Origin of the sequence: Streptomyces griseoflavus (genome assembly GCF_014649995.1) — a bacterium.
In the GTDB taxonomy this organism is placed as follows: Bacteria; Actinomycetota; Actinomycetes; order Streptomycetales; family Streptomycetaceae; genus Streptomyces; species Streptomyces griseoflavus.
Genome location: NZ_BMUC01000010.1, coordinates 79,637 through 104,026, shown reverse-complemented (window position 1 = coordinate 104,026; position 24,390 = coordinate 79,637). Strand labels below are relative to the sequence as shown.

The 24,390-nt window shown below is 73.5% G+C and carries 21 protein-coding genes; 12 read left to right on the top strand and 9 right to left on the bottom strand.

Going from position 1 to position 24,390, the window contains the following annotated elements; all coding sequences use genetic code 11:
- Positions 1-83: 83 nt before the first annotated feature.
- The gene (locus IE172_RS21455; protein WP_190098900.1) at positions 84-299 is read left to right on the top strand and encodes a hypothetical protein; all 216 of its coding nucleotides are present in this window, start codon (positions 84-86) and stop codon (positions 297-299) included.
- A 21-nt stretch (positions 300-320) separates the two neighbouring features.
- Here IE172_RS21455 and tgmB read toward each other — a convergent pair whose 3' ends face one another.
- From tgmB to IE172_RS21440, 3 genes are all read right to left on the bottom strand, one after another.
- Positions 321-1,304, bottom strand: a complete 984-nt coding sequence (tgmB, locus tag IE172_RS21450; protein WP_190098899.1) for an ATP-grasp ribosomal peptide maturase — start codon at positions 1,302-1,304, stop codon at positions 321-323.
- 16 nt (positions 1,305-1,320) lie between these two features.
- On the bottom strand, positions 1,321-1,512 hold the full coding sequence (gene tgmA, locus IE172_RS21445) for a putative ATP-grasp-modified RiPP (protein ID WP_149548982.1): 192 nt from the start codon (positions 1,510-1,512) through the stop codon (positions 1,321-1,323).
- Positions 1,513-1,632: 120 nt separating this feature from the next.
- Positions 1,633-1,959, bottom strand: a complete 327-nt coding sequence (locus IE172_RS21440; protein ID WP_190098898.1) for a YkvA family protein — start codon at positions 1,957-1,959, stop codon at positions 1,633-1,635.
- A 248-nt stretch (positions 1,960-2,207) separates the two neighbouring features.
- On the opposite strand from IE172_RS21440, the gene IE172_RS21435 reads away from it, so the two are divergent.
- Entirely contained in the window at positions 2,208-3,494 is a 1,287-nt protein-coding gene (locus IE172_RS21435; RefSeq protein ID WP_190098897.1) for a hypothetical protein, read from the top strand.
- Between the two features lie 94 nt (positions 3,495-3,588).
- On the opposite strand, the gene IE172_RS21430 is transcribed toward IE172_RS21435, so the two are convergent.
- Complete coding sequence (locus IE172_RS21430; protein ID WP_190098896.1) at positions 3,589-4,734, bottom strand: hypothetical protein; 1,146 nt, start codon at positions 4,732-4,734, stop codon at positions 3,589-3,591.
- A gap of 455 nt (positions 4,735-5,189) precedes the next feature.
- Here IE172_RS21430 and IE172_RS21425 point away from each other — a divergent pair, with 455 nt between their 5' ends.
- From IE172_RS21425 to IE172_RS21410, 4 genes are all read left to right on the top strand, one after another.
- Positions 5,190-5,591: a hypothetical protein gene (locus IE172_RS21425; protein WP_190098895.1), complete on the top strand. Its 402-nt coding sequence runs from the start codon at positions 5,190-5,192 to the stop codon at positions 5,589-5,591.
- Positions 5,588-6,367 carry a hypothetical protein gene (locus IE172_RS21420; RefSeq protein WP_190098894.1) on the top strand — a complete coding sequence of 260 codons (780 nt, stop codon included), beginning with the start codon at positions 5,588-5,590 and terminating at the stop codon, positions 6,365-6,367. Before IE172_RS21425 ends, IE172_RS21420 begins: the two co-directional genes overlap by 4 nt.
- Positions 6,368-6,405: 38 nt before the next feature.
- Positions 6,406-6,924, top strand: a complete 519-nt coding sequence (locus IE172_RS21415; RefSeq protein ID WP_190098893.1) for a roadblock/LC7 domain-containing protein — start codon at positions 6,406-6,408, stop codon at positions 6,922-6,924.
- Between the two features lie 91 nt (positions 6,925-7,015).
- Complete coding sequence (locus IE172_RS21410) at positions 7,016-7,390, top strand: roadblock/LC7 domain-containing protein (protein WP_190098892.1); 375 nt, start codon at positions 7,016-7,018, stop codon at positions 7,388-7,390.
- A 53-nt stretch (positions 7,391-7,443) separates the two neighbouring features.
- Here IE172_RS21410 and IE172_RS21405 read toward each other — a convergent pair whose 3' ends face one another.
- The gene (locus IE172_RS21405; RefSeq protein ID WP_190098891.1) at positions 7,444-8,646 is read right to left on the bottom strand and encodes a globin domain-containing protein; all 1,203 of its coding nucleotides are present in this window, start codon (positions 8,644-8,646) and stop codon (positions 7,444-7,446) included.
- Between the two features lie 309 nt (positions 8,647-8,955).
- Between IE172_RS21405 and IE172_RS21400 the strand changes: the two genes are divergently transcribed.
- Together IE172_RS21400 and IE172_RS21395 are read left to right on the top strand one after the other, a co-directional pair.
- Positions 8,956-10,707, top strand: coding sequence for a sensor histidine kinase (locus IE172_RS21400; protein ID WP_306432801.1), 1,752 nt, complete (start codon positions 8,956-8,958; stop codon positions 10,705-10,707).
- 102 nt (positions 10,708-10,809) lie between these two features.
- A complete protein-coding gene (locus IE172_RS21395; RefSeq protein ID WP_190098889.1) occupies positions 10,810-13,182 on the top strand; it encodes a glycoside hydrolase family 65 protein in 2,373 nt (790 codons plus the stop codon).
- Between the two features lie 213 nt (positions 13,183-13,395).
- Here the strand turns inward: IE172_RS21395 and IE172_RS21390 are convergent, their stop codons facing one another.
- From IE172_RS21390 to IE172_RS21380, 3 genes are all read right to left on the bottom strand, one after another.
- Positions 13,396-14,760 (bottom strand): FAD-dependent oxidoreductase, encoded by a 1,365-nt coding sequence (locus IE172_RS21390; RefSeq protein ID WP_190098888.1) that lies wholly within the window; start codon positions 14,758-14,760, stop codon positions 13,396-13,398.
- A gap of 134 nt (positions 14,761-14,894) precedes the next feature.
- Positions 14,895-17,633, bottom strand: a complete 2,739-nt coding sequence (locus tag IE172_RS21385; RefSeq protein WP_190098887.1) for a SpoIIE family protein phosphatase — start codon at positions 17,631-17,633, stop codon at positions 14,895-14,897.
- A gap of 215 nt (positions 17,634-17,848) precedes the next feature.
- Positions 17,849-18,391 (bottom strand): hypothetical protein, encoded by a 543-nt coding sequence (locus IE172_RS21380; protein WP_190098886.1) that lies wholly within the window; start codon positions 18,389-18,391, stop codon positions 17,849-17,851.
- A gap of 645 nt (positions 18,392-19,036) precedes the next feature.
- Between IE172_RS21380 and IE172_RS21375 the strand changes: the two genes are divergently transcribed.
- A complete protein-coding gene (locus IE172_RS21375) occupies positions 19,037-19,267 on the top strand; it encodes a DUF397 domain-containing protein (protein WP_190098885.1) in 231 nt (76 codons plus the stop codon).
- Between the two features lie 156 nt (positions 19,268-19,423).
- Complete coding sequence (locus tag IE172_RS21370; RefSeq protein WP_190098884.1) at positions 19,424-20,344, top strand: helix-turn-helix domain-containing protein; 921 nt, start codon at positions 19,424-19,426, stop codon at positions 20,342-20,344.
- Between the two features lie 50 nt (positions 20,345-20,394).
- Here IE172_RS21370 and IE172_RS21365 read toward each other — a convergent pair whose 3' ends face one another.
- Positions 20,395-21,216: an SAM-dependent methyltransferase gene (locus IE172_RS21365; RefSeq protein WP_190098883.1), complete on the bottom strand. Its 822-nt coding sequence runs from the start codon at positions 21,214-21,216 to the stop codon at positions 20,395-20,397.
- Between the two features lie 230 nt (positions 21,217-21,446).
- On the opposite strand from IE172_RS21365, the gene IE172_RS21360 reads away from it, so the two are divergent.
- On the top strand, positions 21,447-23,834 hold the full coding sequence (locus IE172_RS21360; protein WP_190098882.1) for a molybdopterin oxidoreductase family protein: 2,388 nt from the start codon (positions 21,447-21,449) through the stop codon (positions 23,832-23,834).
- Positions 23,831-24,322, top strand: coding sequence for a hypothetical protein (locus IE172_RS21355; protein WP_190098881.1), 492 nt, complete (start codon positions 23,831-23,833; stop codon positions 24,320-24,322). The genes IE172_RS21360 and IE172_RS21355 overlap by 4 nt, the downstream gene beginning before the upstream one ends.
- Positions 24,323-24,390: the final 68 nt, after the last annotated feature.

Genomic DNA, 24,390 nt, shown 5'->3' with positions numbered 1-24,390 from the left:
GCCCCCTTCACCCCGAACGGGCGCCTACACTCGGCAGTCGCGACCCCGCACCGGGGCCGCCGGGAAGAAAGGCACGTTGACGGGTGTTCCAGGATTCTCCCATCTACGACCGACTCATCGCGGAGTGCGGCGACGTGCCCGCACAGGTCCGCCGCGAAGCCGAACGCGTGAGCAGGGAACTGGAGCTGGTCATGCGGCCCCTGCAGTCCCCCGGTCACGGCCCCGGCCTCGACCGGCCGCACGCCCCGGGCAACGGCTGGCAGCGCACCGCCCTGCTGCCCGGGCCGCGACCGCACTGACCGTCCCCCACTGACGCCCCCTCAGCGCACCCCGGTGCTCGCCCCGTCGAGCTCCGCGGGCTCGTCGGGAACGGGACGGGACAGCCACTCGGCGATGCTCCGCGCGATCGGCTGTTCCGTCTCCACTTCGACGAACCCGAACTGCCCCGACTGGTTGCACTCCAGGAACCACCACGTCCCGTCCGCGTCCTCGGCGAAGTCAAAGGCGCCGTAAGCCAGTTCGGCCCGACGCACATAGGTGCGAACGGCGTCGGCGGTGCGCACGGGGACCTCGACCGGCTCCCAGGGCGAACCGGGCGCGGCGAAACGCACGTCCACCTCCCGCGGGTCCGCGTCCGGGGCCGTGGCCTTGCGCGCGGCCAGCAACCGCTCACCCACCACGGTCAGCCGGATGTCCGCCCGTTTGGCGATCCGCCGCTGAAGCAGCGTCGGGCCGTACGCGACCGCCGAGAAGTCCGTGTCCGGAGCCACCCTGCTGGTCGGCACCGCGCGCGGCGGATCCTGCGGATGCGCCCCCGACACCGGCTTGACCACCAGGTCCGGGAAACGCTCGGCGAACTCCCGCGCGGCCCTCGGGAACGTGGTGATCACGGTGGCCGGCACGGGCAGACCGCAGCGCTGCGCCAACCGCAGCTGCCACGGCTTGTGACGCGCCTGCCGGGCCGCGTCCGGATGGTTCATCCACCGCGCGTCGCAGCCCCGCAGCAAGCCGTAGAGCGCCTGCGAGGCCTCCTCGGACAGCCACGCCGACGGCTGCGGCGCACGCCCGGCGGGGGTCCCGGGCCGGCGCACCCACACGGACCGCAGTCCTCCGAGGCTCACCAGCCGCCCGCCGGCCGACAGATGGCCGCGGAAGCGGCCGTGGACGAACTCGCCGGACAGCGAGACGCCGCCGGTGAGGTCCGCGGGATCGAGGCGCACCACCGGCACGCCCGAGCCGTTCAGATGCACCACCACCATGTCGGCGGTCACATCCTCCTCGCAGGTGAGGATCAGCACGGTCATGGTCTACGGTCCGCGTTCAGTCGTCGAAGTGGGTCTTGGAGCCCGCGGTGGACGTCGTCGTCCCCACCTCGCGCAACAGCGCGTGGTCGCAGGCCGCGATCCGACCGTCACCGAGGACGTTCAACTGCATTCCGGAGTCATACGCGTACGGAGTGGCAACGGCCAACTCAACTGCCGGACGTGCGTAGTTGAGCGCGAACGGTTGCATCGTCTCTCCCTCGTCGGTGCTGCGCCGACCGAGCAACGGCCCCCTGTGCGCCGCCGCTTGGTCCGCCGACTTCTTTTGGCTTCCAGAGACTTATACGAATCGAACGGGTGGTTGGTTTCCTTACGGAGCGTAGTCACCGGCGGGTCGCCGTTCCTGCCGCCGCGAGGGCGCCGGCGACAGGGCCTTGCCGGAGGAGCCACGCATGGTGCGCAGTGCGAGAAGGAGGACGCCCACGTCATCCAGGTAGACCGGGTCGGGCAGCAGGTCGGCCGGCAGCACCAGGTAGAGGACCGCGCCCCAGAACACCCAGCGCGGACCCGTGGGCAGTCCCGCCCGCCGCAACTCCCGCCGCGTACGGACCAGACGGACCAGGACGGCGACGGCGCCGGCCAGCACCGCGGCCGCGAGGACCGCGGCGACGGTCAGCAGTACGGTGGTCGACTCCAACGCCACTGCCCTCCTGCGGGTGAACCGGAGTGCCGCGGCCCGTCGCCGCGGCACAGCCTTCTTTGACCGGATGCCCGCTGACGGCCCCGGTATGGCGGCGGGGACCAGCCATGCGCGCACGCGTCCGATGCCCCGTCGCGATCCTGTGAAACACGGAATCCCCGCAGGTCATCCCCGTGGAGCAGTCGAGTGGCAACGAGATGCGGGGACGCCTAGTAATGGTCATCAGCCTTCCCAGGGAGCCGATCATGACCACTTCCCCCTCCTCGCCTCGCCCGAACCAGCCGGTCATACCCCCCGAGGCGGCCGGGACCCGGCCCGCCGCCCCCACGGTCACCGCGACCGGCACGCGCCATCCGGACCAGCCCCGCCCCCGGCCCCTGGCGGGGGACCGGGCGGATCCGGCGGTGCACCCCCGCGATCCGGTCGCCACGGTCGATCTCGTCGACCCCCTCGACAGCGCACCGCCCCCGGAAGCACCGGACCCGGCGCGCGCCGACGCCGTCGCGACCGGGAAGCCGTACGGCGATCCGGTCAGCGACCTCGTGCACGCCGCCGTGGCGGACCGGCCGCTCGAAGAGGTCGCCGACCTGATCACCGCGCTGGAACGGTCGCCCGAGCACACCAGGGCCGTGGTCGACGCGCTGCGCGCCGCGGGGATCGACCGGTCCGTGGAGGACGTCACCCGTCTCGTGGCCCTCCTCACCCGGCCGCCCCGCGACGCCGCGAGCGCCGACGAGACCATCCGCGCGGCAGCGGCGCACCGGTCCGTCGACGACGTCACCCTCCTGGTGGCACTGCTGCACAACGAGCCTGTGGCACCCCACTGCCGTGAGGAGGCGCTGCGCGCCGCCGCGACCGGACGCTCCGTCGACGAACTGGTCGAGCTGATCGACCGCCTGGCCCTCCACCGGCCCCCCGAACACCTCCGCCGGCCCGAGGCGCCGACGCCCGGGCCGGAAGCCGAGGACCGGCCGGCCGCGGCGGAGGAGCACCGGCCCGGCACGCGCGCGGCCGTCCCGCACGGCGGCTTCCGGCTCGGTCGCCTGCGCCCCGCCGGCCGCCGGACGCGGCCCCCGCGCCGCAGCGCCCCGCGCGAGCGCACGCCCCGGCCGGTCGCCCTCCCCGTGATCTGGTCGAGCTGGCTGGCCGCGGTGGCCCTCGCCGTGTGCGCCGTGACCCACTTCCCGCTGCGCAGCGACGGTGTCCCCCTCGGCCTGCACGCCTTCACCGTCGGCCTGTCGGTGCTGTGCACGGTGCTGGCGCTGGTCCTGGTCGTGCGTCCCGGCGCGCTGGTGCTGACGGGAGCGGTCACCGTCCCCGCCGTCCTGGCCGGCAGCCACGCCTACGGCGGTTCCTACCCGTCGTCGACCCTCTCCCGTGCGGTGGACCTCGCCCTGGCGCCGGCCTGGCTCGCCACCTCCGCCGCCGTCGCGGCTGCCCTGCTGGCCCTGGCGGCCCTGGTCGTCCGAGTGGCCTCTCCCCTCCCCGGCACCCGCTGGTCCCCCTGGCCCCCTCCCAGTCCCACCGAGTGAGTGGCGGGCCGGTCCCCAGCCGGACGCCGACCGGCGGGGGAGCGGCCCTCGGGGCAGCCCCGGTGCGTGCGGCGCCGCACCGGGGAGGCGGACCTCAGAGATCGGACGTCGACGGCTCCCGTTCCGGCGCCGGCTCCCCGGGGCGGCGGGGTTTGGCGGCCCCGCCCTTCAGGCGCTCCAGCGTGCGGGTCAGGTGCTGGAGCGGGGAGGAGGGGGCCGTACGGGGCGACGGCGGCTTCCCGGTGGAAGGAGACGCCAAGGCCGCGTCCTGGTACGCGGCCAGAGCCTCGTGGGCGCGTTCGGCCGCCTCCCGGTACAGGTCCCGGGACTTCGTCATCGCCTCGAGGGCCTCCGCGTACATGGCCACCAGCGCGCGCTCACGCTCGAGTTCCTCCGCGAGGGTCAGCAGGTGCCAGTCCTCCCGCAGCGCGGTCAGCGCCTCCCGCGCACCGTCCGGCAGCGTGCGCGGCAGCGCGTCGAAGCGGTTCACCGCGTCCACCAGGCCGGCCGGTTCCGTACCGTCCAGGAACACCGCCCGCACGGCGAAGGCGTCGGCGTCGTAGCCCTCGCGGACCGGGGCACCCGGCAGCACCACGGCGCCCCCGCGGGGAACCTGCACCCCGTGCTCCCGCAGCGCCCAGTTCGCCACCCGGAACTGCTGCGGGGTGGCCCGGTGTTCCACGACCCGGTGCCGCAGTCCGGGGGGCAGCCAGTGCGCCAGCGGCACCCGGCCGCGTTCGTCCGTGGTCATCGCCTCGTGCACGACGACATGGACGTGCCACGGGTCGCGGGCGCAGTCGCGCAGCAGCCGTCGTACGGCCTTGTCGTCCTCCGGGAGCGGATTGATCTCCCCAGGGCGCAGTCCCGTCGACGCGTCCCGGTGCCACTCGGTGTCCTGCTCCGGCTGCCAGAACATGCCGGCCGGGGACGGCCAGCCCTGCTCCCAGGGCCGCTCCGCCTCCGCGACCAGGATCCAGTCCCGTCCCTCGGCCGTGCCGGGGGCGAGGCTCAGCCGGGCGCGCACGGTGACCTCACCGGCCACCCGGGTCCGGGACTCGAACACCCGGTCGTCAGTGGTGTCGGTGGCCGGGACCTCGAGGAAGTCGTCGATGTCCCGGCTCTCCTTGAGGCGGAGCAGGGCGCGCCGGAGCGTTTCCTCCGCCCGGCCACCGGTGTGGCGGCCGCGGGCCAGCCAGACCGTGGGAGGGACGGCGGCGGGGGGTGTGGGAGAGGTCGGCATGGGTCCAGTGGTGAGCGGGGGCACGTGCTCCTGCCAGTATCGTCGCCGGCGGCCGGCGAAGTGACGCGGGGTTCCGCCGGGCGGCGGTCCAGGCCTGCGCCTACCCGCCCCGGACGGCCCGCATGTGGGGGGAGAACTCCGGCGTGTCGCGCGCGGGGTGTGTGCGACGCACACCTGATGACCCCGCCTCACCCGTGGTCCCGGCGGTGCGGGCCTCACCACAATGACCCGGCGGGCGGGACCGGCCCGCCATCCGCACCGGGGCCGGTCCCGCCCGCGCCGGCGCCGGTCGGGACGGCCCGCGCCGGCGAAGCGGAAGCGCGGACCCTACCAGCGGCCCGTCACCCCTGTCGCATATTCCCCCGGAAAACACCGAAGCCCTCACCTCGGCCGAGCACACACCGTAGCGTCGACGTCACGTTCGCGGTACAGCCGTGCGAGGAGGGGGATCCGGCGTGCCCGGAATCGACGAGAGCCTGCTGGAAGCCATGCGACTGCCCGGGGCGCGCGGTGCCCTGGTGGTCGACTGGATCAGCGGGCTCGCCCTGGGCGCGGTGGGCGAGGCGCCGGGCGGCGACGCGGAGGCCACGGCCGCGGAGACCGCCGAACTCGCCCGCCAGGCCATGGAGAGCAGCACGCTCGCACCGGCCGTCGACGGTGCCGGCTCCGCCGGGAAGGACCGCCCCGCCGAGGACCTGATCCTCACCAGCGCCGACTCCTACCACCTGCTGAGATTCGTCGTCACGACGTTCGACAGCACGGTGTTCCTCTACCTGTGGCTCGACCGCGCCGACGGCAACCTCGCCCTGGCCCGCATCAGACTCGCCGACATGGCGGACCGGCTGGTGCTCGGATGACCACAGCGCCCTGCACCGACGGATCCGCCCCCGACCTGCTCGGCACCCTCGCCGCCGACCACGCCACCGGTGCCCTCTCCACGCACTCCGGCATCTTCTACCTCGCGGCGGGACACGTCGTGCACGTCGAGTCCGCCCACAGCCCCGATCTCGGCGACCTGCTCACCCGCAGCGGCGCCGTCGCCCCGGCCGGCTGGTGGGAGGCCGTCCAGCGGGCGGGCGCCCTGCACCGCGTCGGCCGCCAGCTGGTGGACAGCGGGCGGCTCAGCACCGGCGCCCTGGAACTGTGCCACCTGGGCGCCCTGTTCGACGCCGCGTACTTCGCGCTCGCCCATGACGGCACCGCGCTCCGCTTCCGCCCCGGGGTCGCCCACTGGCTCGGCGCGGTCCGCCCCGTACCGGTGGCGACGGTGCTGCGCGAGTCGCGCCGCCGCCGCGACCTGCTGCACCGCATCTGGCCCGACCCGGCCGTCGACACCGCGCCGCTCCGCCGCGCGGCCGGCGCCGATCCCGCCGAACTGCCACCCCGCCGCGGCCGCACCCTCGCCCTGGTCGACGGCGGCCGCACCGCCGCGCAGATCGCCTCGGCCCTCGCCTGCCGTACCTTCCACACCCTCGTCGAACTACGCCGCCTGGCCGCCGACGGGCTGGTCACGCCCGCGCCACCCCCGCCCGCCACGCCCGTCCACTCCGTCCCCGAGACGGACGGTGCGGCGTGGGACGAGCCCGACACAGCGCTGCTGAGACGGCTCCTGGACGCCTTGGAGGCACTGTGATCCGCGCGCGCCGGCAGCGTGCCGAAAGGAGACTGCTCATGGCCGTCGAGACCGACGTGCTGGACGAACTGCGTCGGCTCCGCACCCGCGTACCCCGACTGGCGGGCACCCTCGCGGCCACCGTCGACGGACTCGTCCTGGCCCACGACGTCCCCGGCACCGAACCGGAGGGGCTGGCCGCGCTCACCGCCGCCGCGCTCGGCGTCGCGCACCGCATGACGGACGCCGCCGCACGGGGCGACTTCCGCGAACTCCTGGTCCGCGGCAGTCAGGGCTACATCGCGACCTACGCGGCCGGCACCACCGCCGTCCTCACCCTGCTCGCCGACGACCGGGTCAACGTCGGCCGGCTGCACCTGGAGGGACGGCGCAGCGGGGCCCGGATCGCGGAACTGGTCGAGACCCACATCGGCCCGGGCGGGGGGAGGCACGCCGACCGGCTCGCGCCCCGGGAACTGCCCGCGCGCCCCCAGGACCCCGACCGCCCCATCGGCACCCTCCCGGTGCGGACCCCGCAACTGCCCGCACACCGGCCCCGGACCCAGCCCGGCGGCTGACCCGGAACCACCCCTTCCCCGGCCGGACGCCCGCGCACCACCCGGCGGCCGGCCCCGAACCGCTCAAACCCTGCAGGAAAGGACACCACTCATGGCCAACACCGAGACCTCGCTCAAGGAGTGCCTCGCCTCCATCGACGGAGCGACGGCCGCCGCGCTCGTCGACTACACCAGCGGCATGGCCCTCGGCACGCTCGGCGGCGGCAAGGACTTCAACCTGGAGGTCGCCGCCGCCGGCAACACCGACGTCGTACGGTCCAAGCTGCGCACCATGGAACACCTCGGGCTCAACGAGGAGATCGAGGACATCCTCATCACCCTGAACAGCCAGTACCACCTGATCCGCCTGCTCAAGGGGCGCGGCGGCAACGGCCTCTTCCTGTACCTGGTGCTCGACGGGGCCCGGGCCAACCTCGCCATGGCACGGCACCAGTTGCGCCGCATCGAGGCGGAACTGGAGGTCTGATCCGGGCCGGGGCCGCGCACCCCGCTCGGGCGCGCGGCCCCGGCCCGGACGGTTCAGGCGGCCTCGGGCAGCCAGAGGTCGGGACCGAACACCTCGTAGTGGACGGACCGGGCGGGCACACCGGCGGCCAGCAGTTCGCCGCGCACGGCACGCATGAACGGCAGCGGACCGCACAGGTACACCGTGGCGTCCGCCGGGACGTCGATCCCCTCGAGACTCATCAGACCACCGCGGGCGTCCGGCTCCTCGGCACCGGGACGCTCGTACCAGAACACCGCCTCCGCGTCGGGCAGAGCCTCCACCGCGTCGCGGGTCTCGGCCCGCAGGGCGTGCTCGGCCGGCGAGCCGTCGGCGTGCAGGACGAGCACCCGCCGGGCCGAACCGGTGGCCTCCAGCCGGGCGAGCATGCCCAGCATCGGGGTGCAGCCGATGCCGGCCGACACCAGGACCAGCGGGGTGTCCGCCTCGTCGAGGGCGACATCGCCGGCCGGCACGGACAGGCTGAGCTCGTCCCCCGTGCCGATCCGCTCGAACAGCAGGTTGGACACCTCGCCGTCGGGGGCGCCCTCCGCTCCCGCGACCCGCTTGACGGTGATGCGGCGCAGCTCGCCACCGGGGTCGGACGAGAGACTGTACTGGCGCAGCTGCCGCACACCGTCCGGCATGCGCATCCGCACGCTGACGTACTGGCCCGCCCGGGCCCGCGGGGCCGGTCCGCCGTCGGCCGGACGCAGCAGGAACGACACCACGTCGTCCGTCTCCTCGTGCCGCTCCACGACCGTCCACGGCCGCCAGATGTCGCCCGGCTCCACTCCGGCCTCCTGGTACAGCCGGGCCTCCCGTGCGATGAGCGCGCCCGCCATCAGCCAGTACACCTCGTCCCAGGCGGCCGCCACGTCCGCGGTCACCGCGTCGCCGAGCACCTCCGCGATCGCGCCGAACAGGTACTTGTGCACGATCGTGTACTGGTCGTCGGTGATCCCGACCGCGACGTGCTTGTGGGCGATCCGGGCCAGCAGGGCGTCCGGCCGGCTGTCCGGGTCGGCGAGCAGTGCCTGGGCGAATCCGGCGATGGAGCCGGCGAGCGCCCGGCGCTGCGCCCCGCTGGCCTGGTTGCCCCGGTTGAACAGGCCGTCCAGGAGCTCGGGCCGGTCACGGAACATCGCACCGTAGAAACGCGTGGTGATCTCGTCGAGGGCTCCGGCCACGGCGGGCAGGGTGGCCCGCACCACTGCGGCGGACTCTTCGGACAGCATGGGGTCTCCCAAAGGCGGGACGTCACGGGAAGGTGGGACCGCGGGTCCGGACCGGCGGCAGCACCTGTATAGCAATCAGGAACACCTGTTCCCATGGGTAACGGGGGCTCCGGCGGCAACGGGGGACCGTCGTCCCGCCCGAAGGGGACCAACGGCCCCCGGGCGGGCCCGGGCGGGAGGGCCGGTCGGCCCCCGAGCCCGGGCGGCGGTTCCCGCCCGGCCCGCGGTCCGGCACATGCCGTACCGTCACCTTTACTGGCCCGTTACCGGGACGCCGGTGGGGAGGCAACCGGCGGCGGTGCGCGGGCGATGGGGACAGGAGGCGCACGGGTGGAAGGCTCCGAGCGGGACGAGGACGCCCGCGTACGGCTCCCGCAACTGAGGCTGGACGAACTGCTGGAGGAGCTCCAGGCCCGTATCGACGCGGCCCGCGGCACCCGCGACCGGGTGCACAGCCTGCTGGAGGCCGTCCTGTCGGTCGGCCGCGAGCTGGATCTGGAGCAGGTGCTGCACAGCATCGTGGAGGCCGCCGCGGCGGTGGTCGACGCGCGGTACGCCGCCCTGGGCGTGATCGGCCCCGACGGCAAGCGGCTGTCCGCCTTCCACACCGTGGGGGTCGGTGAGGAGGAGATCGCCCGCATCGGCCACTACCCCGAGGGCCACGGCATCCTGGGAGAGCTGATCCGCCACCCGGAGCCGCTGCGGGTACCGAAACTCTCCGACCACCCCAGCTCCTACGGGTTCCCCCCGCACCACCCGCCGATGAACACCTTCCTCGGTGTCCCCATCCGCGTCCGCGACCAGGTCTTCGGCAACCTGTACCTGACCGAGAAGAGGGGCGGGGCGCAGTTCGACGAGGAGGACGAGTCGGTCCTGTCCACCCTCGCCGTCGCGGCCGGTGTCGCCATCGACAACGCCCGCCTCTACGAGGAGTCCCGCCGGCGCGAGCGCTGGCTGCGGGCCAACGCCGAGATCACCCACGGCCTGATGTCCGGCAGTGAGCGCGGCACGGCCCTGCAGCTCATCGCCGAGCGCGCCCGGGAGATCACCGGCGCCGCCCTCGCCGTGGTCGCGGTGCCCATGGCCGGAACCGACTCGCTCACTGTGGAACTGGCCATCGGACAGGGCGCGGACACCCACCGCGGACTCGTCGTGCCCGTCGACGACAGCCTGCTCGGCCGGGCCTTCACCACTGCCGCACCGGTCACCAGCCCGGACATCACGAGCGACGACCGGGTCTTTCCCGGCCCCCAGCGCCTCGACGAACTCGGTCCGGCCGCCGCCGTGCCCGTCGGGTCGGGCGCGAGCGTGCGCGGCATCGTCCTGCTGGTGCGGGCCGCCGGCCGCAGCCCGTTCACCGACAAGGAGATCGAACCGCTGCAGGGGTTCGCCGCCCAGGCCGCGGTGGCGATGGAGCTGGCGGAGCGCCGCCGGGACGCCGAGCAGATCGCCGTGCTCGAGGACCGCGACCGCATCGCCCGCGACCTGCACGACCTGGCCATCCAGCGGCTGTTCGCCACCGGCATGACCCTGCAGAGCGCCGGCCGGTTCATCGACCACAAGGAGGCCTCGGAGCGGGTGCTGCGGGCCGTGGACGACCTCGACGAGACCATCAAGATCATCAGGTCGACCATCTTCGGTCTGCGCTCGCCCGCCGGAGAGGGACTGGACGGCCCCGGCCTGCGCGCCCGCGTGGTCCGGGTGGTCGGCGAGGCCGTACCGGTGCTCGGCTTCCCTCCGAGCGTGCGGATGGAGGGCCTGATCGACACCCATGTCTCCAAGGAGGCCGCCGACCACCTGGTGGCCGTGCTCTCCGAGGCCCTGACCAACGTCGCCCGGCACGCCCGCGCCGACCGGGTCCAGGTGTCGCTGGAGACCGACGGGCGCGAGGTGCGGCTCACCGTCGAGGACAACGGCGTGGGCGTCCCGGCCGGGGGCCGCCGCAGCGGGCTGCGCAACATGGCCGAACGGGCGGAGCGGCTCGGCGGCACGTTCGACGTCGCCGGCCCTCCGGGCGGGGGCACCACCCTGGTGTGGCGGGTGCCGGTGGGGGACGCGTAGCGCGCTCCGGGGGCCCGGTGTGTGCCGCACGCCCCGCGGGGGTACTCGTGGACGGCCTTCGGCCGCAGCGGCCGGTTCCGCGGCGGCGGGAGGAGCGTGGCGGTGACGGGCTGGACCTGGGAGTACGAGGGCTACGACCCCGGCGGCGCGCGACTGCGGGAGTCGCTGTGCACCCTGGGCAACGGTTACTTCGCCACCCGGGGAGCGCTGGCGGAGTGCTCCGCGGACGACGTGCACTACCCGGGGACGTACGCGGCCGGTGTCTACAACCGGCTCGCCTCCCACGTCGCCGGGCGGCAGGTCGAGAACGAGGACATGGTCAACCTGCCCAACTGGCTCCCGCTCCGCTTCCGGCTGCCCGGGGAGCGGTGGCTGACCCCCGACACGGCGACGGTGCTCGACCACGCGGTGACCATGCACCTGTCCTCCGGGCTGATGGAGCGCAGGACGCGCTACGGCCTCGGCGCGGGCCGGGCGCTGCTCGTGCGTCAGCTCCGGTTCGTCCACATGGCGGACCCCCACCTCGCGGGACTGCGCACCGAGTTCACCGCCGAGGGGTTCTCCGGCCCGCTGGAGGCGGAGGCGGCGCTCGACGGGGGTGTGACCAACGCCGGCGTGCCGCGCTACGCGGCGCTGGACGGCCGTCACCTGACCGACGTGCTCACCGGGACGACCGCCGCGGACAGGGTGTGGCTGTCCTGTCGCACCCGCACCTCCAGCGTGCGGATCGCGCTCGCCGCCCGGTTCACGTCACCCGCGTCCGTCGCCACCCGGCACGACCGCCCGCGCGCCGTCCAGTCGACCCGGCTGGACCTGGCCGACGGCCGCACCGTCACCGTCGACAAGGTCGTCGCCCTCCACACCTCCCGCGACCCGGCGATCAGCGACCCGCTGCACGCCGCCGTCGACCGGGTGAGCCGGGCGGGCGACTTCGACGCGCTGCTTCAGCCGCACCTGACGGCCTGGGCACAGCTGTGGCGCCGGGCGGAGCTGGACGTGGCCGACGAGGCGGGCCGCATCCTGCGGCTGCACCTCTTCCACGTGCTGCAGACCCTCTCCCCGCACACCGCCGACCTGGACGTCGGGGTCCCCGCACGGGGACTGCACGGCGAGGCCTACCGGGGGCACGTCTTCTGGGACGAGCTGTTCGTCCTGCCGTACCTCAACCTGCACTTCCCCGAGGTCTCGCGCGCGCTGCTGCACTACCGGCACCGGCGCATGGAACGCGCCCGCACCGCGGCCCACGACGCGGGGCTCAGGGGCGCGATGTTCCCCTGGCAGAGCGGCAGCGACGGACGGGAGGAGACCCAGCAGCTGCACCTCAACCCCCGCTCGGGCCGCTGGCTGCCCGACCACTCCCGGCTCCAGCACCACGTGGGCTCGGCCATCGCGTACAACGTGTGGCAGTACTGCGAGGCCAGCGGCGACCAGGAGTTCCTGCACACCAAGGGCGCCGAGACGCTGCTGCAGATCTCCCGGTTCTGGGCGGACACGGCGGAGTTCGACGAGGGGATGGGCCGGTACCGCATCAAGGGGGTGGTCGGCCCCGACGAGTACCACGACGCCTACCCGGACGCCCCGGGACCCGGCCTGGACGACAACGCGTACACCAACGTCACGGCCGCGTGGGTGCTGACCCGCACCCTCCAGGTGCTGCGCGGCCTGCCCGAGCCCAGACGCCGGGAACTCGCCGAGCGGACCGGACTGGACGCCGGTGAGCTCGAGGAGTGGGAGGAGGTCTCCCGCATGCTCCACGTCCCCTTCCACAACGGTGTCATCAGCCAGTTCGAGGGCTACGGCGAACTGGCCGAGCTCGACTGGCGGGGCTACCGGCGCCGGTACGGGGACATCCGGCGCCTGGACCGGATCCTGGAGGCCGAGGGCGACAGCGTCAACCGCTACCAGGCCTCCAAGCAGGCGGACGTGCTGATGCTCGGCTACCTCTTCTCACCCGCCGAACTGCAGGGCGTCTTCCACCGGCTGGGCCTGAGCCTGGACGACCGGACCTGGCGGCACACGGTGGACCACTACCTGCACCGCACCAGCCACGGTTCCACCCTCAGCGGCCTGGTCCACGGCTGGGTCCTGGCCCGGGCCCGCCGCGCGGACGCCTGGACGTTCTGCCAGGAGGCCCTCCAGGCGGACATCGCCGACATCCAGGGCGGCACCACCGGAGAGGGCATCCACCTCGGCGCCATGGCCGGCACCCTCGACCTGGTGCAGCGCGGCCTGACCGGTCTGGAGACCCGCGGCGGGGCCCTGTGGCTCGACCCGGTACCCCTGCCGGAGCTGTCCTCCTACGGCTTCACCCTGCGCTACCACGGCCACTGGGGCGTGCGGCTGCGGCTGGAGCACGGCCTGCTGGAGATCACCGTGCCTTCCTCCGGCCGCTCCCCGATCGACGTGCACCTCCCGGACCGGCGTTCGGTCCGGGTCGAGCCGGGCGAGACCGGCCGGCTGCTGCTGCCGGAGTGACCGGCACGAAGCGCCCGCCCGGTCGTGGACCGGACGGGCGCTCGGGGAGGTGGCCGCGCCGTGCGGGCGGCCGGGGCAACGACGGCCGGAGACGCGGTACCCGGCGGGAAGCGCCGTCCGGCCCCGCGGGCAGCGGGGGAGGACCGCCGGACGCCGCCCCGCCCCGCTCGGCCGGGCCACGCGGCGCCGGGCGCCTCCTTCGCCGGTCGGACGCTACGCCCCGCTCTCCCGCAGCATGTCCTCGCGCTCGACGATCTTCACGCGCGCGCGGCCCTGGGGCTCGCCCAGCGCCTTCTCCGCGGCGTCCAGGCGGTACCAGCCGTCCCAGGTGGTGAAACGGATGCCGCGCTCGGCGAGGAAGGCGTCCACCGCCTCCGGCTCCGGCGCCCCGGGCGCCGGCAGCCGCCCGCCCGCGTAGTCCTCCAGCAGGTTCGCCACCGTCTCGTTGGCGTCGCCCTTGGTGTGACCGATCAGGCCCACCGGACCGCGCCGGATCCAGCCGGTGACGTACGTCGACGGCAGGTGCTCGCCGGTCTCCTGCAGCACCCGGCCGCCCTGGTCCGGGACCGTGCCGGAGTCGAGGTCCCAGGGCAGCTTGGGCAGCTTGTCGGAGAGGTAGCCGACGGCCCGGTAGACCGCGTCGACGTCCCAGTCCTTGAACGCGCCGGTGCCCTTGACGTTGCCGGTGCCGTCGAGCTCGGTGCGCTCGGTGCGCAGGCCCACGACCTTCCCGTCCTCGCCGAGGATCTCCACCGGCGACTCGAAGAAGTGCAGGAACAGCTTGTGCGGACGCTCGCCGACGTCCCGGATCGCCCAGTTCTCCAGGGTCTTGGCGACCATGTCGGCCTGCTTGTTGCCGCGCCGGGTGGCGATCGAGCCCTCGTCGTAGTCGATGTCCTCGGGGTCGACGATCACCTCGATGTTGGGGGAGTGGTCCAGTTCCCGCAGCTCCATCGGGCTGAACTTCGCCTGCGCCGGGCCACGGCGCCCGAACACGTGCACCTCCATGGCCTTGTTCCGCTTCAGGCCCTCGTACACGTTGGCCGGGATCTCCGTCGGCAGCAGCTCGTCGGCCGTCTTGGCGAGGACCCGGGCGATGTCGAGGGCGACGTTGCCGACACCGAGCACGGCGACCTTCTCGGCCTCCAGCGGCCAGGTGCGCGGGACGTCGGGGTGGCCGTCGTACCAGGACACGAAGTCGGCCGCGCCGTAGGAGCCGTCGAGGTCGATGCCGGGGATCGGCAGCGCGCGGTCGGCGGTGGCGCCCGTGGCGAAGATCACGCCGTCGTAGAACGTGCGCAGGTCGTCGAGGTGGAGGTCGGTGCCGTAGTCCACGTTGCCGAACAGACGGATCTGCGGCTTGTCGAGCACCTGGTGGAGGGCCGTGATGATGCCCTTGATCCGCGGGTGGTCGGGCGCGACGCCGTACCGGATCAGACCGAACGGCGCGGGCATCCGCTCGAAGATGTCGATGGACACGCCCGGTTCGGCGGCCACGTCGGACTTGAGCAGGGCGTCGGCGGCGTAGATCCCGGCGGGGCCGGATCCGACGATGGCTACCCGCAGGGGGCGGGGCATGGTCAGGTTCCCTTCGAGCGATGACAAGCGTCTCGTGGGAAAGCCTAAGTTAAGGCATGCCTAACCTGGTACGCGGGTCCGGTCTATGGGCTCATAAGCGTCCCTTATGGCTACTCCCCGGGTCCCCTTATGTGTCAGGGGAGGGGCTGCTCCGCCCAGATGACCTTCCCGGCGGGGAGGTAGCGGGTGCCCCAGCGTTCGGCGAGCTGGGCGACGAGGAACAGCCCCCGCCCGCCCTCGTCCGTCATGGTCGCGTAGCGCAGGTGGGGCGAGGTGCTGCTGCTGTCGTACACCTCGCAGATCAGATTGCGGTCGTACAGCATGCGCACCTGGATCGGGGTGCCGCCGTAGCGGAGCGCGTTGGTGACGAGCTCGCTCAGGATCAGCTCCGTGCCGAACGTCAGCTCCTCCAGCCCCCACTCGGCCAGCTTCCGGGTGACCGCGGCCCGCACCTCGCCGACGGCCGCCGGATCCGACGGCACCGGCCACTCGGCGATCCGGTCGGACGGCAGCGCCCGCGTCCGCGCCACGATGAGCGCGATGTCGTCCCCGGCCCGGGCCGGACGCCGGGACTCCAGAACGGTCCTGCAGGTGTCCTCGGGGGAGTCTCCGGCCCGGGACAGCGCCTCCCGCAGCTGCTCCAGGCCGACGTCGATGTCGTGCTCCCGGTCCTCGACCAGACCGTCGGTGTAGAGGACCAGCCGGCTGCCCTCCGGCAGTTCCAGATCGGCCGCGTCGAACGGCAGACCGCCGAGCCCCAGCGGGGGTCCGGCGGGCACGTCCGCGAACTCCACGCTGCCGTCCGGCCGGACCACGGCCGGCGGGGGATGGCCCGCGCGGGCCACGGAGCAGCGCCGCGAGACGGGGTCGTACACCGCGTACAGACAGGTGGCCCCGGTCACCGGCGCGCTGTGCTCGTCCTGTGCCTCGTCCTGGTCGATGCGGCCGACCATCTCGTCGAGCAGGGCGAGCAGCTCGTCCGGCGGCAGGTCCAGGGCGGAGAAGTTGTGCACGGCGGTGCGCAGCCGCCCCATCGTGGCCGCGGCGTGCAGGCCGTGCCCGACGACGTCGCCGACCACCAGCGCGACCCGCCCCCCGGACAGCGGCAGGACGTCGAACCAGTCGCCGCCCACCCCGGCCTGCGCCGGAAGGTAGCGGTAGGCGATCTCCAGGGCGCTCTGCTCGGGCAGGCTGCGCGGCAGCAGGCTCTGCTGGAGCGTCACCGCCATGCTGTGCTCACGCGTGTAGCGGCGGGCGTTGTCGATGGACACCGCCGCCCGGGTCACCAGCTCCTCCGCGAGCGCCAGCTCCTCGGTGTCGAACGGCTCCGGCTTCCCCGAGCGCCAGAAGCTGACCACGCCCAGCATCAGCGCGCCGGCCCGCAACGGCACGGTGATCAGCGAATGGATGCCGTAGTCCACGACCTGTCCGGAACGCTCCACGTCCTGGGCCTGCCAGCCCGGCGCCTCGCCCAGCCGGGGCTCCAGGACCGCCCGGCCGGTGGTGAGGCTCCGGCCCTGCGGGGAGGACGCGACGAACCGGATCTTCTCGTCCTTCGGGTACAGCGGCGCGTCCTCGGCGATCCCCGTCACGGCCGTGCGCCGCAGCGCCCCGGCCGCGTCCGGGTGGCCGCCGTCCAGCACCTGCTCGAACAGGTCCACCGTGACGAAGTCGGCGAACCGCGGCACGGCCAGCTCGGCGAGCTCCTCGGCCGTGCGGGTGACGTCCAGACTGGTCCCGATCCCCACTCCGGCCTGGTACAGCATGTCGAGCCGCTCGCGCGAGGCCTCGGCCCGGCCGGACAGGGCCCGCAGTTCGGTGGAGTCACGGACCGTGGCGACGCTTCCCGGCGGGCCGCCCGTGCGATCGGTGGGCCGCTGGTTCAGCGCGAGCAGCCGGCCGCCCACCCGGTGCACCTCGTCCGTGGCCACCCTGCCCGACGACAGCAGGTCGGCGGTGGCCGGATCCAGGCCGATGTCCAGCACATGCCGGCCCTCGGCGTCCTCGGGCAGGTCGAACAGCCGGTGCGCCTCGTCGTTGGCGAGCATCAGGGTGCCGTCGCCGTCGACGATGATCACCCCTTCGCGCACCGCGTGCAGCACCGCGTCGTGGTGTTCGTACATCCGGGTCATCTCGTGCGGGCCCAGGCCGTGGGTCTGGCGCAGCAGCCGTCTGCTGACCAGGGCCGCGCCCCCGATGGCCAGGGCGAGCGCGGCGAGCGCCGCGCCCAGCACGAGCGGCAGCTGGTCCTCCGCGGCCCCGCCGACGTTCTCGGTCGTGATGCCCGCCGACACCAGGCCCACCACCGTGCCGTCGGTGTCCTTGACCGGCACCACGGCCTGCACCAGCTCCCCGATGGTGCCGTTGACCTCCTCCACGACCGGTTCGCCGGCGAGCGCGGGCTCGATGGTGCCCACGAACCGCTTGCCGATGCGGTCCGGCTTGGGGTGGGTGTAGCGGATGCCGTCGGTGTTCATCACGACGACGAAGTCGACGTCCGCCAGCTTGCGGGCCGCCTCGGCGCGGGGCTGGAGCACGGCCGTGGGGTCGGGGGACCGGAGCGCCTCGACCACGCCCGGCGCGCTGGCGAAGGTCTCCGCGACGGCGAGCGAACGGTTGCGGGCCTCCTGCGTGCTGTCCCGCTGCACCTGGAGCACCAGGGCCACCACGGCGGCCACCACGAGCAGCAGCACGATCACCAGGTGCAGTACGAACACCTGTCCGGCGACGCTGCGCCCGCTCAGCACCGACCGCAGCCCCGCCACCGGACGCCACCGGGCGCGGCCGCCCCTCCGCTGCCGGCGCCGCGCCGACGCCGCGGCGCCGGGCCGCTGGGGCGACCGGGTCCGGGATCGACCCATGAGTCGGACCATGTGCCATGTCTACACTGCCGGGCCACGTGAGGCGAGGGGCGCCCCCACCCGAGCGGCGGGTCGCCGTGGGGCTTCGCGGGTCGCCGTGGGGCTTCGCGGGTCGCGCGCGGCCTTCCCCCTCGGCCGCGCGCGACCCTCCCCCCGGCGCGCGACTCGTCCCCCGAAGGTCGCGCGCGCTCCCGGCGGGGCCGCCGTCGGCGGGGCGGCCCATGGCTTCAGTCGGCCAGCGCCCGGGCCAGTTCCGTGGTCGCCCGGGCGATCTCGGTGTCCGGTTCGGTCAGCAGCCGGTTCAGGTCGCCGCGCCGGGCGCGCACCGCCTGGCGGGCGGCCCGTTCCCACACCACGGGGTTCTCCCGGCGGCTGAGCAGCTTCGGGTACAGGGCGGCCGTGCTCTCCCACTGCCGGGCGTCGGCGATCGCCTTCAGGAGCTGGATGATCCGGGCCCGGCAGGTGACGTGGGGCAGCTGGGCCAGCTCCCAGAGGAAGGGGACCGTGGCCGCGGTCGCCTGTTCCGTGACGAAGCCGTACTGGCAGATCCGCTTCCGCAGATCCTCCAGGGCTGCCAGGGCGGTGGCGGGGTCTCCCCAGGCGATGCCGTTGAGCAGCAGGGGGATGGCGGCCGCCGATCCGGTGGAGTCCTGCATGTCGGCCCACGGCACGCGGGACACCGCCGTGAGGGGCGTGGTCCGTGCCACGCCGGTGGGGGACGTGTGGCGCACCGGGCGCTCGCTGCCCGGCTGTGTCGAAGCGCTGCGCATGGCGTGGGTGCCTTTCCGCGGCAGTCGTGTCAGATGGGGGGGTGGGCCGACGACCGGGCCCGCGCCGTCTTCCCGGCCGGGACGGTGGGGGTCCGGCCCCACGCCTCGGACAGGGCGTCGACGGTGCCCGGCCCTGGGCCGTGCTCCTGGAGAGCGGCACCGGGCGCCGGGACGGGCGGGTGGCCGTCGGGGACGGTGAGCGGTACGCGCGCCGGTCCCGGCCGGAACACCGGCCGCACGTCCGGCACACCCGCGCACCGCGGTGCCGTACGGGTCGTGGCACCGGCGGCGGGCTCGGTCGTCACCGGCGTGGCGGCCGCCGCGCGGACCGTCCCCGGCGCCGGACGGGATTGCCCGCGCCGCACCGCCGGGAGCGGGGTGTGGGGGAAGGGCGGGGCCGTGCCGGAGCCGCCCGCCGGTTCCACCGTCGGGGCCGGTGGTCGCCGGAGCACGGGAAGCGCAGGTGATGACACGGCATCTCCTCGATGCGACGTCAGGACGGGGCGCCCACACGGGGGTTGACGCCGCGGCTATTATCCACGCTGACAGCGGTCGCGTGCAATTGCACGAGAAATTGCGCGAGATTTTTCGCCACGCACGGAGGGAAGCCGGGCGCGGTGGGACGTGGACAGCAAGGAGACAGCGGTGCCAGGAGTGCGCAACGGAGTGCGGGCCAGCCAGTTGGACGTTCGCTGGATCAAGAGCCGGCACAGCAACGCCGAGGGCAACTGCGTCGAGATGGCCCCCCTGGCCGGCGGGGACGTCGCGATGCGCAACTCCCGTGACCCCGACGGCCCCGCCCTCGTCTACACCGCCGCGGAGCTGGCGGCCTTCCTGGCCGGCGCCAAGGACGGCGAGTTCGACCACCTCGTCTGACCGGCCCGGACGGGCGGCGCGGGCCGCCGGCGCGGCACCGGGGGGAACGGAGCCGGCCCACCCACTTCCGCGGGGCTTGTCCCGCGCCGATGCGGTGAGGCACTGTCAGATGCGATAGTGTGAATCGCCCTTGTGCCCGGTCTGCTGGGAGTCAGGATGTCCGCCGCGTCGCCTCGAATCTCCCGCCTGGAACCCTATCTGGACCGGGCCGAGCCCGCCCCGACCCTGCTGAAGATGCTGGTCGGCGTGCAGCTGTCGGGCTTCCGGGAGGACGCCGGGCTGTCCCAGGACCAGGCGGCGCGCACCGTCGGTTTCAGTGGGGCGAAGCTGTCCCGCATCGAGTCGGGCAAGGGCCGCCGCCCGCCCACCGAGCAGGACGTCCGGGCGCTGCTGAAGCTGTACGGCACCGACGACTACGAGGCCTCGGTGCTGCTCAAACTGCTCAAGCGGGCCGGGGAACCGGGCTGGTGGCAGCGGTACGACAAGCGGCTGATGCCCGAGTGGTTCGACCGGCTGGTCGGTCTGCAGGAAGCCGCCGCGACCATCCGCACCTTCGAGATCCAGTACGTCCCCGGACTGCTGCAGACCGCCGCCTACACGCGCGCCGTGGTCGAGCGGGGCCTGCCCAACGCTCCGGCCGGCGAGGTGCGCCGGCGGGTGGAACTGCGCATGCGGCGCGCCGAACTGCTGCGGCGCGAGGCGGCGCCGCAGCTGTGGGCCATCATCGACGAGTCGGTCCTGTGGCGCGTGCTGGGCTCACCCGCGGTGATGCGGGAGCAGCTCGAGCACCTGGTGACGATGGCCGAGCGGTCCAATGTGACGCTGCAGATCGTGCCGCTGGACGTGACCAACGCGTCCGCCCCCGCGATCCCGGTCACCTATCTGCGCTTCGGCGGGCTCGATCTGCCCGACGTGGTCTACCTGGAGCACATCAGGAGCGCCAACTTCCTCGAGGACCGCGACGAGACCGAGGAGTACCGGATCGCGCTGGACCGTCTCGCCGACGAGGCCCTCCAGCCCCGCGACTCGGTGGCACTGCTGCGCAGGACGATCAGGGAACGCTACGCCACCACCTGAACGGCGGCGGGTCGGCAGCACCGGCCGGGACGCCGGTGCTGCCGGGGGCGCTACAGCGGGAGCCGGCCCACTCCACCGAACTCGATCCACTCCTTGGTGAGCTGACGGGGCGCCACCTCGGTGTCCGGACGCCAGGTGGACACCTCCACCAGACCCGGATCCAGTATCTCCAGACCCTCGAAGTAGGTCTCGACGTCCTTCGGCTCACGCACCCGGCCCCAGTGCCCCTGGGTCGCCTGATCCATGAAGTCGGTGACGAACTCGCGGACCTCCGGGTCCTCGCTCACCAGCTGGCACATCACCATGAAGCTGCCGGGGGCCAGGCGCTCACGGACCCGGCGGGCCACGGCGAGAGGTCCGTCGGTGTCGCTGTCCGGAATGCAGTGGAAGACCGAGTTGAACAGGACGCAGACCGGCTCCGAGAAGTCGATCAGGCGCTGGGTCTCCGGGTGGCCGAGTATCCCGTCGGTGTCCCGCATGTCGGCCTGGATGACCACGGTGCGCTCGTCCTGCTCCAGCAGCGCCCGGCCGTGCACCAGCACCATCGGGTCGTTGTCGGTGTAGACCACGTGGGTGCTGGGATCGATGCGCTGGGCGACCTGGTGGACGTTGTCCTGGGTGGGCAGACCGGAACCGTGGTCCAGGTACTGGCGGATGCCGTACTCCTGGGTGAGGGTGCGCACCACCCGCTGGAGGAAGCGCCGGTTGTTGAGGGCGAGCCGGCGGGTGCTGGGCACCACCTTGTCCAGTTCCTCGACGGCCGCGCGGTCCGCGGCGTAGTTGTCCTTGCCGCCCAGGTAGTAGTCGTACATGCGCGCGGCCGTCGGCACCGTCGCGTCGATCTCGGTGGACAGCTGCTTACCGGTGTGCATCGTTCCCCCTGCGGAGTACCGCGCCAACTGGGCTGGCTGGACAGGGAATACATCCTAGGGAGCGCCGCGCGGCCGCTGCCAGTCCGTCGGCGAAAGCGCTCGAAGGAATGGCGGACGACGGCATCCATTACTGCGTAAGGTGCTTGTTCGGTGACGTTGCGTGAGGGTCTGGCGGTGCGGGGAAGGGGTACCCGCGGGGGTCGACGTCGTCACCCGTGGGAGGCCGGACCTTGGACAGCACGCCGGAGCGGATCGCCGACCCCTGGGGCGCACGCACCCCTTACGCGCCCGGCGCCCCGTGGCCGGCCCGCACCGACATGCATCTGGCGGACGGGGTCGGGGAGGAGGACGTGGAGCGATGGGTGCGCTCCGCCTCGATCCTGCACTCCAACGGCGACGCGCTGGACATCGCGGTGCGCGACGGCCGCATCGTGGGCGTCCGCGGCCGCGCGGTCGACCGCGTCAACCGCGGCCGGCTCGGCCCCAAGGACCTCTACGGGTGGCAGGCCAACCACTCACCGGACCGCCTCACCCGGCCCCTCGTCCGGGAGAACGGACACCTGGTGGAGTCCGACTGGGACACCGCCATGGACCGCGTCACCTCCCGCACCAGGAGCCTGCTGGACGAACGGGGCCCCGGGGCCGTCGGCTTCTACACCTCCGGCCAGCTCTTCCTGGAGGAGTACTACACCCTCGCCGTCCTCGCCCACGCCGGCATCCGCACCAACCACCTCGACGGCAACACCCGGCTGTGCACGGCGACGGCCGCCGAAGCCCTCAAGGAGACCTTCGGCTCCGACGGCCAGCCCGGCTCCTACGAGGACGTCGACCACGCCGACACCATCGCCCTGTTCGGACACAACGTCGCGGAGACCCAGACCGTGCTGTGGATGCGGATCCTGGACCGCCTGGAGGGCTCCGACCCGCCCCGGCTGCTGTGCGTCGACCCCCGGTACACGCCCGTGGCCCAGCGCGCCGAGGTGCACCTGGCGCCCCGCCCCGGCACCAACGTGGCGCTGCTCAACGCCCTGCTGCACGAGATCATCCGCACCGGCCGCACCGACCGCGCCTACATCGACGCGCACACCGTCGGCTTCGACGAGCTCGCCTCCCGCGTCGAACCGTGCACCCCCCGGTGGGCCGCGGCGATCTGTGACGTCCCCGCCGCGCAGATCGAACGGGCGGCGGAGCTCCTCGGCGGGGCCCGGCGGCTGCTGTCCACCGTCCTGCAGGGCGTCTACCAGTCCCACCAGGCGTCCTCCGCCGCCGTCCAGGTCAACAACCTGCATCTCATCCGGGGGATGCTGGGCCGCCCCGGCTGCGGGCTGCTCCAGATGAACGGCCAGCCCACGGCCGAGAACACCCGGGAATGCGGAGCCGACGGCGACCTGCCGGGTTTCCGCAACTGGCAGAACGACCAGCACGTGGCCGAGCTCGCCGCACTCTGGAACGTGGAGCCGGACGCCATCCCGCACTACGGTCCGCCCACCCACGCGATGCAGATCTTCCGCTACGCCGAGCAGGGCTCGCTCGGCATGCTGTGGATCACCGGCACCAACCCGGCCGTCTCCCTGCCCGAACTGGCCAGGATCCGCTCGATCCTCGCCCAAGAGCGGCTGTTCGTGGTGGTGCAGGACCTGTTCCTCACCGAGACCGCCCAGCTCGCCGACGTCGTCCTGCCGGCCGCGACCTGGGGCGAGAAGACCGGCACCTTCACCAACACCGACCGCACCGTGCACCTGTCGGAGAAGGCCGTCGAACCGCCCGGCGAGGCCCGGCCCGACCTCGACATCCTCCTCGACTTCGCCGCCCGTATGGACTTCCGTGACAAGGACGGCGGTCCGCTGATCGGCTGGCGCGACGCCGAGGGCGCGTTCGCCGCCTGGCAGCGGTGCAGCGCCGGCCGCCCCTGTGACTACACCGGCCTCAGCTACGACAAGCTGCGGCACGGCAGCGGCATCCAGTGGCCCTGCACCGAGGACGCCCCCGACGGCACGGCCCGCCTCTACACCGACGGCTTCACCCACGCCCACCCCGACCGCTGCGAGAGCTACGGCAAGGACATGGTGACCGGCGCGACGGTCACCCCGGTCGAGTACCGCTCCCTCAACCCGGACGGAAAGGCCGTGATCAAGGCCGCCGAGTACCTGCCGCCCCACGAGGACAGTTCGCCCGAGTACCCCCTCCAGCTGATCACCGGCCGTACGGTGTACCACTTCCACACCCGCACCAAGACCGGCCGCGTGCCCGAGCTCGACGCCGCCGCCCCCGACGTGTGGGCGGAGATCTCCCCGGCGGAGGCCGCCGCGCAGGGGCTCGCCGACGGCGACCTCGTCCAGGTCACCACCCCGCGCGGGGCGATGCGGGCCCGGCTGCGGACCACCGCGATCCGCGACGGCGTGGTGTTCGTCCCGTTCCACTACGGCTACTGGGACACGCCGGAGGGACACCGGCCGCCCGGTGACCGCCCCGGCCGGGCCGTCAACGAGACGACCGTCACCGACTGGGACCCCCTGTCCAAACAACCCTTGTTCAAGACCTCCGCTGCCCGCATGACGCTGGTCTCCCGCCGCGGCACCGGAACGGACGGCACCGACCGCACGGGGAGCACGGCATGAACGGCGTCGACCTCACCCTGCGCACCCTGCACGACGACGAACGCGACCTGGAACAGGACCTGCTCGCCGCCGCGGAACGCCATCGCGTCGAACACGAGTTCCACCATGTCGCCACCGACGTCGCCCGCTGGTCCAGGGAACACACCACCCGGCTCGCCGCCCTCGGCCGCGACCGCGGCCTCGACCTGTCCGGACCCCGCGAGCACCCCTCTCCCGGCGCGCTCGCCGCGCTGCGGGAGAAGGCCTCGCAGGCCCTCGGACGCCGCCCCCAGGCCGGTCTGCTCCTCCTGCACGACCTGCGGGACCTGCACCTGGCCGCCGTACGCAGCTCCCTGCACTGGGAGATGCTCGCCCAGGCGGCACAGGCCACCCGGGACCGGGACCTCCTGGAGCTGGTCACCTCCTGCCACCCGCAGACCCTGCGCCAGATGCGCTGGACCAACACGATGATCAAGGTGCTGTCCCCGCAGCTCCTCGTGAACGCCTGAGCGCCCGAGCCCACGGCGCCCGGATCCGCGCCGGCGCCTGCGCGAGCGCTTGTGCCCCGCTATCGTCG

Excerpts from the sequence above, each read along its gene's own strand:
- tgmB (WP_190098899.1), bottom strand. The coding sequence starts at position 1,304 with ATGACCGTGCTGATCCTCACCTGCGAGGAGGATGTGACCGCCGACATG.
- tgmA (WP_149548982.1), bottom strand. The coding sequence starts at position 1,512 with ATGCAACCGTTCGCGCTCAACTACGCACGTCCGGCAGTTGAGTTGGCC.
- IE172_RS21435 (WP_190098897.1), top strand. The coding sequence starts at position 2,208 with ATGACCACTTCCCCCTCCTCGCCTCGCCCGAACCAGCCGGTCATACCC.
- IE172_RS21430 (WP_190098896.1), bottom strand. The coding sequence starts at position 4,734 with ATGCCGACCTCTCCCACACCCCCCGCCGCCGTCCCTCCCACGGTCTGG.
- IE172_RS21420 (WP_190098894.1), top strand. The coding sequence starts at position 5,588 with ATGACCACAGCGCCCTGCACCGACGGATCCGCCCCCGACCTGCTCGGC.
- IE172_RS21415 (WP_190098893.1), top strand. The coding sequence starts at position 6,406 with ATGGCCGTCGAGACCGACGTGCTGGACGAACTGCGTCGGCTCCGCACC.
- IE172_RS21410 (WP_190098892.1), top strand. The coding sequence starts at position 7,016 with ATGGCCAACACCGAGACCTCGCTCAAGGAGTGCCTCGCCTCCATCGAC.
- IE172_RS21405 (WP_190098891.1), bottom strand. The coding sequence starts at position 8,646 with ATGCTGTCCGAAGAGTCCGCCGCAGTGGTGCGGGCCACCCTGCCCGCC.
- IE172_RS21400 (WP_306432801.1), top strand. The coding sequence starts at position 8,956 with ATGGGGACAGGAGGCGCACGGGTGGAAGGCTCCGAGCGGGACGAGGAC.
- IE172_RS21390 (WP_190098888.1), bottom strand. The coding sequence starts at position 14,760 with ATGCCCCGCCCCCTGCGGGTAGCCATCGTCGGATCCGGCCCCGCCGGG.
- IE172_RS21385 (WP_190098887.1), bottom strand. The coding sequence starts at position 17,633 with ATGGTCCGACTCATGGGTCGATCCCGGACCCGGTCGCCCCAGCGGCCC.
- IE172_RS21380 (WP_190098886.1), bottom strand. The coding sequence starts at position 18,391 with ATGCGCAGCGCTTCGACACAGCCGGGCAGCGAGCGCCCGGTGCGCCAC.
- IE172_RS21370 (WP_190098884.1), top strand. The coding sequence starts at position 19,424 with ATGTCCGCCGCGTCGCCTCGAATCTCCCGCCTGGAACCCTATCTGGAC.
- IE172_RS21365 (WP_190098883.1), bottom strand. The coding sequence starts at position 21,216 with ATGCACACCGGTAAGCAGCTGTCCACCGAGATCGACGCGACGGTGCCG.
- IE172_RS21355 (WP_190098881.1), top strand. The coding sequence starts at position 23,831 with ATGAACGGCGTCGACCTCACCCTGCGCACCCTGCACGACGACGAACGC.